The organism is Nonomuraea sp. NPDC001831, from assembly GCF_042892035.1.
GTDB lineage: Bacteria > Actinomycetota > Actinomycetes > Streptosporangiales > Streptosporangiaceae > Nonomuraea.
This window is the reverse complement of the sequence record NZ_JBIATU010000019.1, coordinates 36,721-52,515: the sequence shown is the minus strand read 5'-3', so window position 1 is coordinate 52,515 and position 15,795 is coordinate 36,721. Positions and strand designations below refer to the sequence as shown.

The 15,795-nt window shown below is 73.3% G+C and carries 14 protein-coding genes; 7 read left to right on the top strand and 7 right to left on the bottom strand.

Annotated elements, in window-relative coordinates:
* Positions 1–9 precede the first annotated feature (9 nt).
* Genes ACFYYW_RS40950 through ACFYYW_RS40940 form a run of 3 tightly spaced genes read right to left on the bottom strand, consistent with a single transcriptional unit; the run spans position 10 to position 4,789 of the window.
* Positions 10–3,216 (bottom strand): BTAD domain-containing putative transcriptional regulator, encoded by a 3,207-nt coding sequence (locus tag ACFYYW_RS40950; RefSeq protein ID WP_387657844.1) that lies wholly within the window; start codon positions 3,214–3,216, stop codon positions 10–12.
* Between the two features lie 32 nt (positions 3,217–3,248).
* Positions 3,249–3,779 carry a C40 family peptidase gene (locus tag ACFYYW_RS40945; protein ID WP_387657841.1) on the bottom strand — a complete coding sequence of 177 codons (531 nt, stop codon included), beginning with the start codon at positions 3,777–3,779 and terminating at the stop codon, positions 3,249–3,251.
* A gap of 53 nt (positions 3,780–3,832) precedes the next feature.
* Positions 3,833–4,789 (bottom strand): lysozyme, encoded by a 957-nt coding sequence (locus tag ACFYYW_RS40940; protein ID WP_387657838.1) that lies wholly within the window; start codon positions 4,787–4,789, stop codon positions 3,833–3,835.
* Positions 4,790–5,094: 305 nt separating this feature from the next.
* Between ACFYYW_RS40940 and ACFYYW_RS40935 the strand changes: the two genes are divergently transcribed.
* Genes ACFYYW_RS40935 through ACFYYW_RS40925 form a run of 3 tightly spaced genes read left to right on the top strand, consistent with a single transcriptional unit; the run spans position 5,095 to position 7,276 of the window.
* The gene (locus tag ACFYYW_RS40935; RefSeq protein WP_352320974.1) at positions 5,095–6,036 is read left to right on the top strand and encodes an ATP-binding cassette domain-containing protein; all 942 of its coding nucleotides are present in this window, start codon (positions 5,095–5,097) and stop codon (positions 6,034–6,036) included.
* Complete coding sequence (locus ACFYYW_RS40930; protein WP_387657834.1) at positions 6,017–6,760, top strand: ABC transporter permease; 744 nt, start codon at positions 6,017–6,019, stop codon at positions 6,758–6,760. Before ACFYYW_RS40935 ends, ACFYYW_RS40930 begins: the two co-directional genes overlap by 20 nt.
* 9 nt (positions 6,761–6,769) lie before the next feature.
* The gene (locus tag ACFYYW_RS40925; RefSeq protein WP_387657831.1) at positions 6,770–7,276 is read left to right on the top strand and encodes an NUDIX domain-containing protein; all 507 of its coding nucleotides are present in this window, start codon (positions 6,770–6,772) and stop codon (positions 7,274–7,276) included.
* Here the strand turns inward: ACFYYW_RS40925 and ACFYYW_RS40920 are convergent.
* The 3 genes from ACFYYW_RS40920 to ACFYYW_RS40910 form a co-directional block, all read right to left on the bottom strand.
* Complete coding sequence (locus ACFYYW_RS40920) at positions 7,273–7,938, bottom strand: flavin reductase family protein (RefSeq protein ID WP_387657828.1); 666 nt, start codon at positions 7,936–7,938, stop codon at positions 7,273–7,275. The two genes, ACFYYW_RS40925 and ACFYYW_RS40920, sit on opposite strands and share 4 nt — an antisense overlap.
* Positions 7,939–8,005: 67 nt before the next feature.
* Positions 8,006–8,383 carry a DUF2255 family protein gene (locus ACFYYW_RS40915; RefSeq protein ID WP_352320966.1) on the bottom strand — a complete coding sequence of 126 codons (378 nt, stop codon included), beginning with the start codon at positions 8,381–8,383 and terminating at the stop codon, positions 8,006–8,008.
* Positions 8,384–8,453: 70 nt separating this feature from the next.
* Positions 8,454–9,329 (bottom strand): LuxR C-terminal-related transcriptional regulator, encoded by an 876-nt coding sequence (locus ACFYYW_RS40910; RefSeq protein WP_352320964.1) that lies wholly within the window; start codon positions 9,327–9,329, stop codon positions 8,454–8,456.
* A gap of 86 nt (positions 9,330–9,415) precedes the next feature.
* On the opposite strand from ACFYYW_RS40910, the gene ACFYYW_RS40905 reads away from it, so the two are divergent.
* Both ACFYYW_RS40905 and ACFYYW_RS40900 read left to right on the top strand, forming a co-directional pair.
* Positions 9,416–11,032, top strand: a complete 1,617-nt coding sequence (locus ACFYYW_RS40905) for an AMP-binding protein (RefSeq protein WP_387657823.1) — start codon at positions 9,416–9,418, stop codon at positions 11,030–11,032.
* 175 nt (positions 11,033–11,207) lie between these two features.
* The gene (locus ACFYYW_RS40900) at positions 11,208–13,703 is read left to right on the top strand and encodes a bifunctional copper resistance protein CopD/cytochrome c oxidase assembly protein (protein WP_387657820.1); all 2,496 of its coding nucleotides are present in this window, start codon (positions 11,208–11,210) and stop codon (positions 13,701–13,703) included.
* Here ACFYYW_RS40900 and ACFYYW_RS40895 read toward each other — a convergent pair.
* Positions 13,687–14,664 carry a helix-turn-helix transcriptional regulator gene (locus ACFYYW_RS40895; RefSeq protein WP_387657817.1) on the bottom strand — a complete coding sequence of 326 codons (978 nt, stop codon included), beginning with the start codon at positions 14,662–14,664 and terminating at the stop codon, positions 13,687–13,689. The genes ACFYYW_RS40900 and ACFYYW_RS40895 overlap by 17 nt on opposite strands.
* A 59-nt stretch (positions 14,665–14,723) precedes the next feature.
* On the opposite strand from ACFYYW_RS40895, the gene ACFYYW_RS40890 reads away from it, so the two are divergent.
* Together ACFYYW_RS40890 and ACFYYW_RS40885 are read left to right on the top strand one after the other, a co-directional pair.
* Entirely contained in the window at positions 14,724–15,293 is a 570-nt protein-coding gene (locus ACFYYW_RS40890) for a DinB family protein (protein WP_387657814.1), read from the top strand.
* A 29-nt stretch (positions 15,294–15,322) separates the two neighbouring features.
* The gene (locus tag ACFYYW_RS40885; protein ID WP_387657811.1) at positions 15,323–15,787 is read left to right on the top strand and encodes a hypothetical protein; all 465 of its coding nucleotides are present in this window, start codon (positions 15,323–15,325) and stop codon (positions 15,785–15,787) included.
* The last annotated feature ends 8 nt before the right edge of the window (positions 15,788–15,795 follow it).

Below are 15,795 nucleotides of genomic sequence, written 5' to 3'. Positions count from 1 at the left end.
GGGACCCGCTCAGCGGCGCGCCCGGCGGCGGGCCGCCCGCGCCCAGTGCGGCGAGCCGACGCGCTCGGCGACCTGCAGAGCCTGCGCGTAGTGGCCGTCGGCCGGCAGCCCGAGCAGCTCGGCCAGGTCGCCGAGCACCAGGGCGACCGGCCCGAGCGTGACCGACCCGCTGCTCATCCCGGCCAGCTCGTCCGCCCACGGCAGCAGGACGCGGTAGGAGCGTGCGGCCACCTCGCGGTCCTCCAGGGCGACGGCGGTCTGGCCGCGCAACGCCTGCCACATCAGCCAGTAGTAGTTGCGCGGCAACCACGACTCGGGCCGCCACACCCGCCGGGCCGCGTCGAGCTCGCCCGCGGCCGCCAGCGCCCCGGCGTAGATCTCGTGCACGGTGTTGCTGTTCACGCGTTCCCGGATGGCGGCCAGCTCGTCCAGGGAGTCGCGGACGTTCCCGCGGGCCATCCGGACGGCGAACCTGCCCAGAGCGCCCATGGCCCGCGCGTTGACGCCGCCGCGCTCGGCCATCTGCTCGGTGAGCCCGGTGTAGACGGCCTCCGCCTCGTCGAACTCGCCCTCGACCAGCTTCCGCAGCGCGCCGAACAGCGCCAGGATGGCCAGCGACATGCCGAGCTGGCCGCTGGTGGACACCGCCACGCCGCTGTCGGCGTGCCGCCTGGCCGCCTCCAGGTCGGTGCGTCCGAGCGCGGCCATGAGCAGCGCGCAGTGGCCCAGCGTGAGGTAGCCGACGAGCCGGTGGGTGCGGCCCAGCTCCAGCAGCTCGGCGCCGACGGCCTCCAGCTCGTCCCGCCGTTCCGGGCTGAGCACGGCGAAGTAGCGCGCGTTGAGCGCCAGGCAGAGCAGGTCGGGACGGCCGAGGCGGCGGGCCAGGGCCAGGGCCTCGGCGCCGGCGGCGTCCACGCGGTCGTCGTCGTGCCCCTCCAGCTCGAACACGAGCGCGGCCAGCAGGCGGCAGCGCGTCTCGTCGTCGGGACCGGCGGCCAGCTCGCGCTCCACGGCCTCCATGAAGTCCCTGTTGTAGAGGGAGTCCACCTGGATCGTCCAGACCACGGGGGCCTCGTAGGAGGTCAGGGCGCGGGCGAGCGCGCCGCGCGGGGCGGCCAGCTCGACGGCCTGCGCCCTGGCGGCCAGCGCGCCCAGCACGTCGCCCGCGTGGCCCAGCGCCGACACCAGTCCGCACAGCAGGTCGAGCCGGGTCGCGTCGTCGGCGGCGAACTCCAGCGCGGCGCGCCACAGCGCCGCCGCCTCGCGGTGCGCGTGCAGGCCGGACGCCTGGACGGCCGCCGCCCTGGCGTACCGCACGGCGTCCGGCGCGGCGGCCTCCAGCGCGTGGTGCGCCAGGGCCGCCACGTCGTTCGGCCGCAGCCGCTCCAGCACCGACACCACGCGCCCGTGCAGCCGGGTCCGGCGGATCCGCGCGGTGTCCTCGTACAGCGCCTGCCTGACCAGGACGTGCGTGAACCTCACGCGGCCGGGCCCCGGCTCGGTCAGCAGGCCGGTCATGACGCCGGCCTCCAGGCCGTCGAAGACGGTGTCCTCGTCGCCGTCGTGCAGCGCGATCAGCACGTCCACGTCGGCGTCCCTGCCGACGACGGCGGCGTTGCGCAGCACGGTCTGGGCGGTCGCGGGCAGGCGGGTGATGCGGCGGCGGATCAGGTCGCGCACGCCGGGCGGCAGCGCCTCGGCGGCCTGCGGCCCTTCGGAGGCCAGCAGGCGGGCGATCTCGCAGACGAACAGGGGGTTGCCGAGCGTGCGCTCCAGGACCGTGCGGACGGTGGCCGGGTCGAGGCCGGCGCGCTGGGAGTGGCGTTCGAGCAGCGTGGCGACGGCGGCCTCGTCGAGCCCGGCGAGCTCGACGTGCCTGCTGCCGGTGGCGAGCGCGGCCAGGGTGGCGGACAGGTCCTCGGTGGTCTCGGCCGGGCGGTAGGTGGCGACGACCAGGATCCGGGCGGCGTGGTCCAGGTGCCGCAGCAGGTGCAGGGTCTCGCCGTCGGCCCGGTGGACGTCTTCGAGCACCACGAGCAGCGGCGCGCAGCCCGCCAGGTAGCCGGCCACCGCCCTGGCGAGCTGGAACTGGTTCTGGATGGCGACGCCGTCGTTCAGGAGGGGGGCCAGGCGGGCCGCCTCGGCGGCGGCGGGCGGCCGTACGGCGGCGAGCTGCCGGACGATCTCGCTCCACGCCCAGGCGGGCGGCGCGTCACCGTCGATCTCCGGGCAGCGTCCGAACGCGACCCGCCACCCGCGCTCGGCCAGCTCGGCCGCGAACGCCTCGGCCAGCGCGCTCTTGCCCGCGCCCGGCTCGCCGCCCAGCCAGACCGTGCGCCGGAGCGGCCGCACGGCCTCCTCCCGCAGCGCGGCCAGCTCGCGGGCCCGGCCCACGATCGAGGGCTCCTGCGCGGCCACGGGCCGTTCCTGGACGTGTTCGACGACCTCCGGCGCGTGCAGGGACTCGGATTGGCGGAGGATGTCCTGTTCGAGCGCGCGCAGGGCCGGGCCGGGATCGACGCCGAGCTCCTCGGCCAGGTTCTCGCGGGCCTGGCGCAGCACGGCCAGCGCCTCGGCCTGGCTGCCGGACCGGTAGAGGGCCAGGGCCAGCAGGCGGACGGCGTTCTCGCGCAAGGGATGGGCGTCGGCGTGCCCGCGCAGCTCCGGCACGGCCTCGGCGTGGCGGCCCATCAGCAGCGCGGCCTCGGCGCGGTACTCGACGGCGACGAGCCTGAGCTCGGCCATCCTGGCCGCCTCGGGCGCGGCCCACTCCTCGGTGAACTCGGCGTAGGCGGCCCCCGTCCACAGGCCGAGCGCCTGGTCGAGCAGGTCGTGGGCGACGGTGCCCGCGCCCCGCTTGAGCGCCGCGCCGGCTGCGTCGATGAGGCCGGGCAGCCGCCAGGCGTCCACGGCCTCGTCGGGCAGGCAGAGCCGGTAGCCGGGCGGGGCGCTGACGATCACTCCGGCGGGGGCGCGCGGCGGCCGGTCGGGTTCGAGCACGCGGCGCAGGTTCGAGACGTAGACCTGGAGCGCGGCCAGCGCCTTGGGCGGCGGCTGTCCCTGCCACAGGTCCTCGATGAACCGGTCGGTCGAGACGACCTGGCCGTCGGCGGCGACCAGACGGGCGAGCACGGCGCGCTGCCTGGCGGAGCCGAGGTCGAGCCGGCGGCCGTCCAGGGTGGCGTGGAGCGGTCCAAGGAGGTGTAACTGGAGCATGGCACCCTTTTCCGTACCGGTAGCGCCCGCTTTCAGTACCGGTAGAAGCCTGCGAAGTCCGATCTTCGCCCGATATCGTCAATGCGCACCGAAGCCCCCGTCTCGGGCGCGTTCATCATCTTCCCACGACCCAGATAGATGCCCACATGATGCGTCTTGATCTTATTTTTCGTGATTTTTCCGAAGAAGACTAAATCGCCCGGCAGGCCCCGCTCAACGGGCCGCATCCTGCGTACGTGGTCGTCGGTGTTGCCGGGGCCGAGCACGTCCCTTCCGTTGGCCAGGGCGTACACCCAGCGGGCCAGGCCGGAGCAGTCGAGGCCGCGGGTGCGCGCGGCCGGGCAGGGCTTGATCCGGCCGCTGTAGCCCAGGCAGGTGCCCTTCGTGGGGCCGGGCCGCTCGCCGTGGCCGCCGCCCCACGAATACGTGATGTCGTACCGCTCGATCTCGTACGCGATGCGCACGATCCTGGACGGCACGAACGTCGACAACGGCATGGACGCCGTGCCGGCCAGCAGGACGACCAGCGCGGTCACCGCCAGGCCCCGCCGCCGCCACGCCACCCGTTTCTCCCTTAAGCCGAGATCCCGGGTTTTATCCTACCTATCGCGATATTTCAGCTTTCGAGGTTAAGTGTGACCGTTCCTACCTTGACGACCATCCCGACCCGGCCCTTCGCCTTCGGGCTGGTGGTGAAGGTGAAGGCGGCCTTCTGGCCCCGCTCCAGCTTGCCGACCACGCAGCGCACCGCCGTGCCGCTGAACTTGCAACCGGGGGCCTTGACCACCTTCTGCCCGCCGTACGCGCGCCCGGAGACCACGATGTTCTCGACGGGGTGCGGGCCGGTGTTCGCGATCGTGACGCGGTAGAGCTTCCTGCCCTTGACCAGGCCGGAGACCGACACCCGGGCGGGCGGGTTGGCCAGCGACCGCAGCTGGGACTCCGAGCCGTTGAAGGAGTTCTGGCCGCCGGCCAGCGAGCCCTTCTCCGCCGACTGCCAGAACGTGTGCCGCTTCCAGCTCTTCGGCAGCTCGCCGGGGTCGCTCCCCCAGCGGGCCAGCCAGAGCGGGTTGGCCTTGAACGCGCCGGAGTTGCCCGTGCAGGTCTGCCACCAGCTCGTGGTGGTGTAGATGATCGCGTCCCGGCCGGTCTGCTGCCGGTACTTCTTGGTGAAGTCCTTGATCCAGGTGACCATGTCCTCAGCGGACAGGTCGTAACAGTGGTTCTTGCCGTTCTTGTCCTTGTACGGGTTGTCCTCGATATCGAGCACACCGGGCAGCGTTTGACCGTCGCTGGTCCAGTTTCCGCCGTTCTGCAGGAAATAGTCGGCCTGCGCTGTCCCGTCGGATTCATGCGGTTGCGCAAAGTGATAGGCGCCGCGCACGAGCCCGGCCGTCGCGGCCCCGCCGAACTGCGCGTCGAACCGTGGGTTGCGGTAGTTCGTGCCCTCGGTGGCCTGCACGAACGCGAACCTGCCGCCGCCGGAGGCCACGCTCGCCCAGTCCACGTCGCCCGTCCAGTTGCTGACGTCGACACCGGGAACGCCGTCGGCCGCCTCGGCGACCCCCGTCATGCCGACAGCGGCAATTACCGCAATTAACCACAAGCGTTTCACGCCCGAGATCATCGCGGAGCCACCACTCACGCCGCAAGCACGGAAATATCACGCCTCTTCGCAGAAAAGCGCGAAACCCCATGTCGAGGCCCAGAAATCCGCCTTGCGCGACCGCCTCTCCGGACGTCGTTTCCGCAGGTCAGAGCCGTATATGAACATCACATTCGCGTTTGCCAAATCGATACCACCCGGCTCAGACTGAATCGATCCCCGAAAGGGCCCCTGACCAGGGGCTTCTTCGCCATGCCCAGGAGGCACCACCCATGATCCACACCCGGGGCCTCACCCGAGTGTTCACCATGAAGAAGGAGACCGTCGAAGCCGTCCGCGGCATCGACCTCGACGTCGAACCCGGCCGGCTCGTCGCCTTCCTCGGCCCCAACGGCGCCGGCAAGTCCACCACCCTCCGCCTGCTCACGACCCTGCTCCCGCCCACCTCCGGAACCGCCGTCGTCGCCGGCCACGACGTCACCCGCGACCCGGCCGGCGTGCGCTCCCGCATCGGCTACGTCGGCCAGAAGAACAGCGCGGGCGAGAGCTTCCGCGTCCGGGACGAGCTCGTCACGCAGGGCCGCTGCTACGGCCTGACCGTCTCCGAGGCCGTCGCGCGGGCCGGCGAGCTGATGCGCCTGCTCGACCTGGAAGACCTGGCGGCCCGCAGGCCGGGCACGCTCTCCGGCGGCCAGCGCCGCCGCCTGGACATCGCGCTCGGCCTCATCCACCGCCCCGACCTGCTCTTCCTCGACGAGCCCTCGACCGGCCTCGACCCGAAGAGCCGCGCCGACATCTGGCGGCACATCCTGCGCCTGCGCGAGGCGTACGGCACCACGATCTTCCTCACCACTCACTACCTGGAGGAGGCCGACAACATGGCCGAACGGGTGATGATCATCGACAACGGCTCGATCATCGCCGACGGCACGGCCGAGCAGCTCAAGAACGACCTGGCCGGCGACACCGTCACGGTCACCACCGACACCGCCCAGGACGCCGCCAGGGCCGCCGAGCTGACCGGCGGCAGCGCCGAGGGCGTCACCGTGCGCGTGCGGGTGGCGAACGCGCCCGCCGCGCTCCCCGGCTGCCTGCGGGCGCTCGACGCCGCCGGGATCAAGGTGACCGCCGCCGAGACCGCGCGCCCGACCCTTGACGACGTGTTCCTCACCCTCACCGGGAGAAGCCTCACCGATGACGACCTTCCTGCGTGACACCGCCACCGTCTTCACCCGCGAGTTCCGGCCGGTCCTGCGCGAGCCGGTCGCGCTGCTGTTCGAGATGGGCCAGCCGCTGCTGTTCCTGTTCCTGTTCGGCGCGCTGCTGGACGGCGCGGTCGGCTCGTCGTGGCAGTGGTTCGTGCCGGGCATCCTGGTCATGATGTGCCTGACCGGGCCGATGTCGGCCGGTTACACGCTGCTGGTCGAGCTGATCGGCGGCTCGCTGGAACGCATGCTGGTCACGCCGCTGAACCGGACGGCGATGCTGGTGGGCCGGGCGATGAAGGCGATGGTCGTGCTGCTGGCCCAGGCCGTGCTGATCATCGTGCTGGCCGTCCCGCTGGGGTTCGAGCTGTATCCGGCGGGCGTCCTGGCGGGGCTGGCGCAGCTCACCGTGTTCGGGGTGGGGCTGGGGGCGTTCTCGTTCGTCCTGGCCATCCGGTCGGCGCCCGACGGGACGCTGTTCTACGTCGTCAGCCAGTCGATCCTGTTCCCGCTGCTGCTGCTGTCGGGCGTGCTGCTGCCCCTGGACACCGCGCCCGGGTGGCTGCGCGCCGTCGGCGCGGCGAACCCGGTCACGTACATCGTCGAAGGCCAGCGCGCGCTGTTCTCCGGCGACCTCGGCGCCCCCTCCGTCCTGTACGGCACCGCGTCGGCCTGCCTGGTCGCCGCGATCGGCCTGTACCTGGGCAACCGGGCCATGCGCAAGGGCGTGTGAAATGGCGGCATGACCCGTGTGATGGCCTCCGGCACCGTGCCCTGGATCCCCGTCGAGCACCGCCTCGACGTGATCCTCTCCCCGGACCTCCCGCCCGCCGACGGCACGACCTCGGCGTTCGCGTTCGTCACCGACAGCCTCGGCAGGACCCTGCTCACCTGCGTCGACCGGCCCGGACGCGGCTGGGACGTGCCGGGCGGCCACCTGGAGGCCGGTGAGAGCGCCGCCGAGGCCGCGGTCCGGGAGCTCCAGGAGGAGACCGGCCTGCGCCTGGAGCCACCCGCCCTGTCGGTGTTCGCGTGGCAGCGCATCGAGTTGCTGCGCCCGGCGCCCGCCGGTTACCGCTACGCGCCGCTGACGTACATGGTGATGTTCCGGGCGCGGCTGGCGGCGCCCGGCGCCGCGACCGCGCCGCCGGCCGGGTCGGAGAGCACCGGCGCGGAGTGGCTGCCCCGGGCGCGGATCATGGAGCTGTGCGCCCACCGCACCTGGCTGCCGCTGCTGGAGCGGCTCTAGAGGGTGCGCGCGCGTTCGAGGTCGGCGCTGCGGTAGTGCCGCTCCGGGATGCTCGCCAGGGTTGACGGGTGCACCTGCGGGCCCAGGCCGTACAGCTTCTGGAAGCTCATGATGAGCGGACGCCAGGCGTCGGGGTCGATGTGGTCGTCGGTGCCCTCCATCCGGATGTCCTCGTGCACCCAGACCCGCTGCACCCGCACCTCGAACGCGAGCACCCCGCCGTCGCCGACCGGGTGCGTCTCCTCCACCACGACCTCCATCGCGACCGGGCACTCGGCCACCCGGGGCGCGGCCACCGTCTCCGACGCGACGGCGGTCAGCCCGGCCCGCTGGAACTTGTCCGGCACGAACCGGTAGCCGCGCTGGTGCTTCCGCTCGGGGACCGGGTCGCTCCCGGTGGTCAGGGCCAGCCGGTCCACCTGCGGGGCGAGGGCGTCGGAAGGCAGGTTGAGCACGCCCTCGCCGGTCCGCACCAGGTTCTGGCACGTCTTCGACCTGGCCCCGAGCCCCAGCATGCCGCGCCAGCCCAGCCAGAAGGCCGACGACATGGGGGCGAGGTTGGGGCTGCCGTCCTCGTTCACGGTGGAGATCAGGACGACGGGGGTGCCGAAGTAGAGGATGTTGGGTTCAATGCGGACGTGCTGATCCACGACAGTGTTCATGCGTCCCACTGTCGCCGCCGGTGAGGGCCGGGCGCTGGCGGCCTTCGGACCTCTCGTTGCCCGCCGGTCAGGAGCGCGGCACGAGCCTGATCGTGGCGGCCCGCGCCTGCGCGCTGACCACCGAGTCCACGATGCTCTCCGGGTAGTGGCGGTACTTGGCCCGGTACGCGGCGTCGATCCGGTCGTTCAGCTCCTGGTCGGCGTCGGCGAACGTGACGCCCTTGTCGACGCCCCCGGCCTGGATCCGGCCGCGTCCGCGTTCCTGGGCGCCGCGGAACCAGGTGCCGTCCCGCCCGTTCACGGCCCGGACGTACAGGTCGTCGCCGAGGCGAACGACCCAGATCGTCACCGGGCGGCGCAGTTCGCCGTCGCCGCGCAGGGACGCGATCTGCAGCTCCTCGGCGTCGGCGATCCGGTCGAGTTCGTCGTTCGTCCAAGCAGTCATGGTGGGGGCCTACCCGGAACCGGTCGGCGCCGCCGGTGGCCATCGTCCGTAGTTGGTAAATCCGCCGGTGTCAGGGCAGGTAGCCGGCGCGTCTGGCCGAGACCACGCTCTCCATGCGGGTGTGGGTGCCGAGCTTGCGCATCGCGCTGCGCAGGTAGCTCTTGACCGTCTCCGGCTTCAGGTCGAGCCGCCGGCCGACCTCGGCGTTGCCGCAGCCGACCGCGACCAGGGAGAGCACGTCGAGCTCCCGCGGCGAGAGCGGGTTGGCCGGGACGGGCCCGCCGTTCGGCGAGGTCAGCCGGTCGCAGACGCCCTGCAGCCGCTCGCGCAGGACCGGGTCGGCGACCTCCTGGGCGATCGAGCGCAGCTCGGCGTGCGCCTCGCGCAGTTGTTCCCATTCGGGGCCGGTGGGCCGTTCGCGGGCGGCGCCGGTGATCGCGGCCGTCTCCAGCGCGGCCACCCGCCGCTCCACCTCCGCGCGGACGGCCAGCTCGACGCCGAGCCGGGCGGCGATCTGGTGCATGCCGTCGAGGACGCGGGTGCCGAGCGGCAGCGGCTCGCGGACGCCGCCGTAGAGCAGCCCGTAGACCGTCTCGCCCACCACGACGGGGACGGCCGCGATCGCCCGCAGGCCCTCGGCCGCCACCGGTCTGTCGTATTCGTGGCTGATGCGGGAGTCGGTGACGTAGTCCTCGACGCTGCCCGGCCGGGCGGTGACCAGGACCCGGCCGCCCAGGCCGCTGCCGGTGTGGATGGCGAGCCCGCGCAGCACGTCCGTGCGGACCCCCGTCAGCTCGGTGAGCCGTACGGCACCGCCCGGGGCCGAGACCGCGCCGCCGAACAGGACGGGCAGCCCGACGACGTGCCGCATCCGGGTGAGGGCGGCCCGCAGGAGCACGGCGGCCTGCGGGGCCAGGGCACTCGACGGAAGATGTGTCACCGCCATGTCCCCAGCATGGCACGCTTCCGGCGTCCCGCGACTACCCCTGAACGGGGGTAGCGTGCCTGACCGCCCTGGCGGATGCTTCGGGCATGGGTGACTCACTGCTCTCCTACGCGTCCGGCGTCTCCGCGCTCCCCCTGCTGGGCGAGACGATCGGGGAGAACCTGGAACGCGCCGCGGCCCGGTACGCCGGCCGCGAGGCGCTGGTCGAGATGGCGAGCGGGCGGCGCTGGACGTACGCCGAGTTCGACGCCGCGGTGAACGAGGTGGCGCTCGGGCTGCTGGCCAGGGGCATCGCCAAGGGCGACCGCGTCGGCATCTGGGCCCCCAACTGCGCCGAATGGGTGCTGACGCAGTACGCCACCGCCAAGATCGGCGCGATCCTGGTCAACATCAACCCGGCCTACCGCGCCCACGAGCTGGACTACGTGGTCCGCCAGTCGGGCATGCGGCTGCTGGTCAGCGCCGTCGAGCACAAGACGAGCGACTACCGCGCGATGCTCGCCGAGATCGGCTTCACGCAGGTGGTGTTCATCGGCGAGCCCGGCTGGGACGAACTGGTCGAGAGCGGCCGCCGCGCCGACCCCGCCGCGCTGCGCGCACGGGCGGCCACGCTGTCCTTCGACGACCCGATCAACATCCAGTACACCTCGGGCACGACCGGCTTCCCCAAGGGCGCGACGCTGTCGCACCACAACATCCTCAACAACGGCTACTTCGTCGGCGAGGGCGTCGGCTACACCGAGGACGACCGGGTCTGCCTGCCGGTGCCGCTCTACCACTGCTTCGGCATGGTCATGGGCAACCTGGGCGCGACCTCGCACGGCGCCTGCGTGGTGCTGCCGGCGCCCGGCTTCGACGCCGAGGCCACGCTTCGGGCCGTGGAGGCCGAGCGGTGCACCTCCCTGTACGGCGTGCCGACGATGTTCATCGCCGAGCTGGGCCATCCGCGCTTCGCCGACTTCGACCTGTCGTCGCTGCGCACCGGCATCATGGCGGGCTCGCCGTGCCCGGTCGAGGTGATGAAGCGGGTGATCGGCGAGATGCACATGAACGAGGTGGCGATCTGCTACGGCATGACCGAGACGTCCCCCGTGTCGACGATGACCCGCCGCGACGACGGGCTGGTCCGGCGCACCGAGACGGTCGGCCAGGTGATGCCGCACCTGGAGGTGAAGATCGTGCACCCGGAGACCGGGCTCGCGGTGCCCCGGGGCGAGCCGGGCGAGCTGTGCACCCGCGGCTACTCGGTGATGCTCGGCTACTGGAACGAGCCGGACAAGACCGCCGAGTCGATCGACGAGGCCCGCTGGATGCACACCGGCGACCTGGCCACCATGGACGCCGAGGGCTACGTCAACATCGTCGGCCGGATCAAGGACATGGTCATCCGCGGCGGCGAGAACGTCTATCCGCGCGAGGTCGAGGAGTACCTCTACACGCATCCCGACATCGCCGACGTCCAGGTGATCGGCGTGCCGGACGAGAAGTACGGCGAGGAGCTGATGGCCTGGATCGTCCTGCGCCCGGGCGCCGAGCCGCTGACCGCCGAGGCGATCAGGGACTTCTGCGCCGGCCGCCTGGCCCACTACAAGGTCCCCCGTTACGTGCACCTGGTCAACGGGTTCCCGATGACGGTCACGGGCAAGATCCGCAAGGTCGAGATGCGCGAGCAGGCCGTCACCCTGCTGGGGCTCCACCCCTGACCCGCTGAACCGCGGGCGGCGGGGGCGCGTATCTCCGCGTATGCGCTCGAAGCAGACCTCGCTCGCGCCTGGCCCGGCCTGGGACCCCGTGGGAGCATGTGGGGGTCGCGCCCGCCGCGAACGGCACGGGCGGCGCGGCCTGGTTCCTGGCCTCCGACAATCTGGCGGGTCGGCTATGAGAGCTTCTGCCCGGACCTACGCCGTGTTCGCGGTCGGCGTGGGCGTCCTGGTGCTGGTCGCGGTGCTGCGCTTCGGCGGCGGCGCCGGCACGGTGGAGGTCTTCGGGCTGCCCACCGCCGGTCCGGTCACCGACTGGGGGCTGCCGCTGGCCCGCCTCGCCCTCGACCTGTGCGCGGTGGCGTGCGTGGGGACGTTGCTGGCGGCGTCCGTGCTGGCCCCGGCGGGCTCGCCGGAGTCGGCGCGGTGCCTGCGCGCGGCGGGCTGGTGGGCGCTGGGGTGGGCGGTCGCCGCCCTGGCCGGTTACGTGTTCACCCTGTCCAGCTTCATCCCGATGCCGGTGCAGAACCTGCTCGCCGAGCCCGGCATGCTCGACTTCGGCACCTCGCTCCCCCAGACGCAGGCGCTGCTGGTGGTGCTGGTCACGACGTTCGCGGTGGCGGTGGCCACGCTCGTGCGCCGGCTGCCCGCCTGGGCGCCGCTGGCCGTGGCGGCGTTCGGGCTGCTGCCGCCCGCCTACGTTGGCCATGCCGCCTCGGCGGCCGACCACGACCTCGCCGTGTCCGCGCTGATGGCCCACCTGCTGGGGGTGTCGGTGTGGGTGGGCGGCCTGGCCGCGGTGCTGCTGCACTTCCGGCGCTCGGCCGACCTGCGGGTCGTGCTGCCCCGGTTCAGCACGATCGCGTTGTGCTGCTTCGCCGCCGTGGCGCTCTCCGGCGCGGTCAGCGCCTGGGTGCGGCTCGACGCACTGTCCGACCTGTGGCTGAGCCGGTACGGCCTGCTGCTGCTGGCCAAGGTCGCCGCCCTGGGGGTGCTGGCGTGGTTCGGCCGGCGGCACCGTCTGCGTACCGTGGCCGGGGTGGCCGACCGGGGGGTGCGGCGTACGTTCGTCCGGCTGGCCGCGGGCGAGGTGACCGTGATGGTGGCGGCGACCGGGCTGGCCGTCGGCCTGTCGCGCACCCCGCCGCCGCCCGGCGCCGGGGGTGGCGGGCACGACCATCCCGTCCTGGAGTACGCGCTCGCGCCCTTCTCGCCCGGCGCGCTCCTCAGCGAGGTGCGCCTGGACCCGCTCGTCCTGCTGCTGCTGGCGTTGCCCGCCGCCGGTTACCTGGCCGGTCTGCGCCGGGTGCCCGGCTGGCCGGTCCTGCGCACGCTGTCCTGGCACGCCGGGCTGGCCGTGGCCGCGGTCGCGCTGTTCGGCGGCGTGGGCGGGTACGCGCGGGCGATGTCGTCGGCGCAGGCCGTGCAGCACGTCGTGCTCGCCGTCGTCGCGCCGCTGCTGCTGTGCGCGGGCGCGCCGCTCACCCTGGCCGCGCGGGCCACCGGCCCCGGCTCCCGGTACGGCCCGCTCGCCGACCGCGTCCCCGGGCGGCGTCTCACCCGTCCCGCGCTGGTGACGGCCGCCGTCCCGGTGCTGCTCCTGCTGCTGTACGGCACGCCGTGGCTGCCCTGGTCGCTCGCCGGGTACGCGCCCCACCTGGCCACCATGGCCGTGTCCGCCGGGGCCGGCCTGCTGGTCGCCTGGGTGGTGCTCGACCTCGACCCGCTGCCCAGGCCGTTCCCGTGGGCCGCGCGGGTCCGGCTGCTGGCGGTGGCCGCCGTCACGTACCTGGGGCTGGGGACGTACCTGCTGGTGGGCCCGGCCGTCGCGGCCGAGTGGTTCGCCCTGGCGGCCCCGCCCGGGGTGCCCGACCCGCTGGCCGACCAGCGCGCGGCCGGGGCGGTGTTCCTGCTGGCGCCGCTGGCCGCCTACGCGTTCCCGGCCGTACGCCTGGCCCTGCGGCGGCAGGCCGCCCGCGCGCGGCGCCCCCGGTCCGCCCTACACTCATCCCCTATGGACGATCTCCCGGTCTACGACGTTGTCCTGTTGCCGCCGCCCGACGTCAACGCCGAGGCCGTGCGCCTGAGCCGGCGTTGCGCGGAGGCCACCGCGACCGAGTTCGTCCTGCGCGAGGACGGCCTCTACCCGCACATCTCGCTCTACATGGCGAACTTCACCCCCGACCAGCTCGAAAAGGCCGTCGCGTTGCTGCGAGACCTCAGCAGCCGCACCTCCGCGACGCTCCTGGAAGGCGAGTCCTTCGCCGCCAACGAGCACGGCATGGTCGAGCTGTTCTTCCGGAAGACGGACGCGATCACCCGGCTCCAGGAGGACGTCGTGGCCGCGCTCAACCCGTTGCGCACGGGCTTGCGCCACCGCGACCCGGTCGGCCGCGTGCTGGCCGACCACCGGCTCACCGCGCCGCCCACCGCCCGCGCCAACCTCGACCTCTACGGCTACGACGAGATCGGCGACCTGTTCCGCCCGCACATCACCCTCACCCGGCTCCAGCAGCGGGACCACCCGCTCGACCTGGGCCTCCTCGCCGCTCCGTCCGCCTTCACCGCCACCTACCAGGCCCTCGCGCTGTGCGTGATGGGCGAGCACGGCACCTGCACCGAGATCGTCGAGACCTTCACCCTCGACACCGCCCCCGTCACCCCGACGGCCTGACCGTCCCGGCCGAGGCCAGCCTGCGGGCCAGCTCCCGGCAGCGTTCCACCAGCTCCGGCGGGTCGAGCACCTCGAAGTCGTGGCCCAGCGCGACCACGTGCATGAGCAGGTAGTCGAGGCTGCCCGCGCCGCTGACCAGCTCGCACCGGTCGCTCCCCCGCTCCCGTACGACGGCCGCCGACGCCGGGACCTGCGCGCGTACCGCGGCGGCCGGGGCGTGCAGGAGGAAGCGCGCCTGGTGCGGGTAGGCCCGGCTCGCCACGCCCTCCTGCACGTACGCCGCCGCGTCCGGCGCCGGCCGCGGCCGGAACCGGAAGGTGCGCGCCGCCACCCCGGCCATCCGGTCGACCCGGAAGCTGCGCCAGTCGTCCCGGTCGAGGTCGTAGGCGAGCAGGTACCAGCGCCGCTCGGCGGTCACCAGCCGGTACGGCTCCACCCGCCGCCGCCCCACCCGCCCCCCTGACGGGTAGTCGAAGCCGGCCTCGACCTCGTCCCGGCACGCCCTGGCCAGCGTCATCAGCACCTCGGGATCGACCGGTGCACGCCCCCCGCCGAACGACTCCACCGCCCCGGACAGCGCGCGCACCTCGTGCCGCAGCCGGGTGGGCAGCACCGTGTCGAGCTTGGCCAGCGCCCGGATCGCGGCGTCGCCGGCGCCCGCGACCGCGCTGTCCGCCCCGGCCAGCAGCGACACGGCGGTGGCGATGGCCTCCTCGTCGTCGAGCAGCAGCGGCGGCAGGTCCTGGCCGGGCCCGAGCCGGTAGCCGCCGCCGATGCCCTGGCCGGCGTGCACCTGGTAGCCGAGCGCGCGCAGCCGTTCCACGTCACGGCGGACCGTGCGCGACGTGACGCCGAGCCGTCCGGCCAGCTCGGGGCCGGTCCAGACCTGCCGCTGCTGCAACAGGCCGAGCAGGGTCAGCACCCGCTCGGTCGTGCCCCGCTCCGCGCCCGCCTCGTCCATGCCGCCACCCTGCCAGAAAGCGGACCGATCCTGTCCGCCCGGCGGGTGATCGTGTCTCCATGGACGCACACACACTCGACTGGAACCGCACGTTGCGCGCGCAGTGGGAGTTCCACTGGGACCACCAGCTCCGGGCCCGGCTCGACGGCCTGACCGACGAGGAGTACTTCTGGTCACCGGTGCCGGACGCCTGGAGCGTACGGCCGCGCGGCACCTCCACGGCGCCCGTGCAGGCCGGCGCGGGCGGCCACACGATCGACTTCGCCTTCCCCCAGCCGGTGCCGCCGCCCTTCACCACGATCGCCTGGCGGCTCGGCCACGTCATCGTCGGCGTGCTGGCCGTCCGCAACGCCCTGCACTTCGGGGCGCCGCCGGCCTCGTACGAGACCTGGGAGTACGCCGGCGGCGCGGCCGCGGCGCTCGACCAGCTCGACACGCAGGCCGAGCGGTGGCTGGCAGGCGTGCGGGACCTCGGCGAGGCCGGCCTGCGCGCGCCCATGGGCGACGGAGAGCCCTTCCCGCAGGCCCCCATGGCCGACCTGGTCCTGCACGTGCACCGCGAGCTCATCCACCACCTGTCGGAGGTCTGCCTCCTGCGCGACCTGCACCTCCACACGAACCGCCGCTGACCGGAGGCGTCGCTTCCTACCCTCTCCCCATGAGCACCGACATCTACGGCTTCATCGAGGCCCGTCACCCGCTCGCCCGAGAGGACTGGTACGAAGGCGACCCGTGGACGGCCGTGTCCATTCCCCTCCACCCGCTCTACGACGACCAGGACCAGGAGTCGTTCGCCTGCCTGTTCGGCATCCGCGACCGGCTGGGGTGGCCGCCGGTCGCGGCCGGCCGCGGCCTGCCGGACGACGTGTCGGGACCGGTCCGCGCCGAGTACGAGGACACCGCCCGCCTCGACGCCGCCGTGCACGGGTGCACCTGGGTCTCCTGGGCGGAGCTGCGCGACCTGGACCTGACGGCACGCCCCGCGGCGGCCGGACGCGTCGCCTTGACGCGCCTCGACCTGCTGGGACCGGAGACCGGGTGGGCGGCCGTCTTCGAGGTGATGCGGGCGCTGGCGCGACGGTTCGGCCCCGACGGCGTACGCCTGATCGTCTGGTTCGACTGAGCGCAGGC

Bases quoted from the DNA above. Each gene is read 5' to 3' on its own strand.
- ACFYYW_RS40950 (WP_387657844.1), bottom strand. From the start codon at position 3,216: ATGCTCCAGTTACACCTCCTTGGACCGCTCCACGCCACCCTGGACGGC.
- ACFYYW_RS40940 (WP_387657838.1), bottom strand. From the start codon at position 4,789: ATGACGGGGGTCGCCGAGGCGGCCGACGGCGTTCCCGGTGTCGACGTC.
- ACFYYW_RS40935 (WP_352320974.1), top strand. From the start codon at position 5,095: ATGATCCACACCCGGGGCCTCACCCGAGTGTTCACCATGAAGAAGGAG.
- ACFYYW_RS40930 (WP_387657834.1), top strand. From the start codon at position 6,017: ATGACGACCTTCCTGCGTGACACCGCCACCGTCTTCACCCGCGAGTTC.
- ACFYYW_RS40925 (WP_387657831.1), top strand. From the start codon at position 6,770: ATGACCCGTGTGATGGCCTCCGGCACCGTGCCCTGGATCCCCGTCGAG.
- ACFYYW_RS40920 (WP_387657828.1), bottom strand. From the start codon at position 7,938: ATGAACACTGTCGTGGATCAGCACGTCCGCATTGAACCCAACATCCTC.
- ACFYYW_RS40915 (WP_352320966.1), bottom strand. From the start codon at position 8,383: ATGACTGCTTGGACGAACGACGAACTCGACCGGATCGCCGACGCCGAG.
- ACFYYW_RS40910 (WP_352320964.1), bottom strand. From the start codon at position 9,329: ATGGCGGTGACACATCTTCCGTCGAGTGCCCTGGCCCCGCAGGCCGCC.
- ACFYYW_RS40905 (WP_387657823.1), top strand. From the start codon at position 9,416: ATGGGTGACTCACTGCTCTCCTACGCGTCCGGCGTCTCCGCGCTCCCC.
- ACFYYW_RS40900 (WP_387657820.1), top strand. From the start codon at position 11,208: ATGAGAGCTTCTGCCCGGACCTACGCCGTGTTCGCGGTCGGCGTGGGC.
- ACFYYW_RS40895 (WP_387657817.1), bottom strand. From the start codon at position 14,664: ATGGACGAGGCGGGCGCGGAGCGGGGCACGACCGAGCGGGTGCTGACC.
- ACFYYW_RS40890 (WP_387657814.1), top strand. From the start codon at position 14,724: ATGGACGCACACACACTCGACTGGAACCGCACGTTGCGCGCGCAGTGG.
- ACFYYW_RS40885 (WP_387657811.1), top strand. From the start codon at position 15,323: ATGAGCACCGACATCTACGGCTTCATCGAGGCCCGTCACCCGCTCGCC.